Origin of the sequence: Oceanobacillus polygoni (assembly GCF_008304605.1) — a bacterium.
In the GTDB taxonomy this organism is placed as follows: domain Bacteria; phylum Bacillota; class Bacilli; order Bacillales; family Amphibacillaceae; genus Oceanobacillus; species Oceanobacillus polygoni.
Genome location: NZ_PIJY01000024.1, coordinates 1 through 571 on the forward strand (window position 1 = coordinate 1; position 571 = coordinate 571).

Sequence of the window (571 nt, forward strand, 5' to 3'; positions counted from 1 at the left end):
ACCTTGCATTTTTAATTGGAAATGCATATAATAAAACTTGTCCTTGTTTTTTAAGGATTGTCTGGTAGCAATAGCGAAGAGGCCACACCTGTTCCCATCCCGAACACAGAAGTTAAGCTCTTCAGCGCCGATGGTAGTTGGGACTTTGTCCCTGCAAGAGTAGGACGCCGCCAGGCAAGTACATTCCTTTATTATACAAAAATAGTATATTTGGAATGAGGCTACTCTGAAATATCTCATTTGGTAGTAGGACATGCAACTTATGTTTGTTGAATATCAAGTAGATTTTCTTTATTGGACTATTCCACAGTAGCTCAGTGGTAGAGCAATCGGCTGTTAACCGATCGGTCGTAGGTTCGAATCCTACCTGTGGAGCCATATGGAGAGCTGTCCGAGTGGCCGAAGGAGCACGATTGGAAATCGTGTAGGCCGTTTACGCGGCCTCGAGGGTTCGAATCCCTCGCTCTCCGCCACTATTACATAAAATAAGGCCCGTTGGTCAAGCGGTTAAGACACCGCCCTTTCACGGCGGTATCACGGGTTCGAATCCCGTACGGGTCACCAACATGGA

General features: G+C 46.4%; 3 tRNA genes and 1 rRNA gene. All 4 read left to right on the forward strand.

From position 1 onward, the window contains the following. The first annotated feature begins 60 nt into the window (after positions 1-60). A 5S ribosomal RNA gene (gene rrf / locus F1560_RS09145) occupies positions 61-176 on the forward strand. Between the two features lie 127 nt (positions 177-303). Further along, positions 304-378: transfer RNA gene (locus F1560_RS09150), tRNA-Asn, on the forward strand. 3 nt (positions 379-381) lie between these two features. Continuing rightward, positions 382-473, forward strand: a tRNA-Ser gene (locus F1560_RS09155). A gap of 16 nt (positions 474-489) precedes the next feature. Beyond that, positions 490-564, forward strand: a tRNA-Glu gene (locus F1560_RS09160). The last annotated feature ends 7 nt before the right edge of the window (positions 565-571 follow it).